The organism is Bradyrhizobium sp. Kon69 (assembly GCF_055807515.1).
This window is the reverse complement of the sequence record NZ_JBVVOS010000584.1, coordinates 1-235: the sequence shown is the minus strand read 5'-3', so window position 1 is coordinate 235 and position 235 is coordinate 1. Positions and strand designations below refer to the sequence as shown.

Genomic DNA, 235 nt, shown 5'->3' with positions numbered 1-235 from the left:
ACAGCAATTGGCACGCCTGAGCGCCGCGTTGAACGCCGCCGAGCAAACGTTGCATGATCTCGCAGCTAAGTAACGGAGCCCCCTCCCAGGGATTACAGCTGATGCTGCGCTGTGTGTTGCGACAATCAAGTCGACCGTCTGCAAGGAAACATCCACTGCTATGAATGCCGCCAAACGCCTGGAAATCTTTCGCAGGTTCCATGAAGACAATCCCGAACCCAAGACCGAACTGGCC

At 56.2% G+C, this 235-nt stretch carries 1 protein-coding gene; it reads right to left on the bottom strand.

Translation table 11 applies throughout. From position 1 onward, the window contains the following. Nucleotides 1–202, bottom strand: a 202-nt coding sequence (locus AC0L3U_RS40240) for a hypothetical protein (RefSeq protein ID WP_473365249.1), incomplete at its 3' end; no start/stop codon positions are given. Between the last annotated feature and the right edge of the window lie 33 nt (nt 203–235).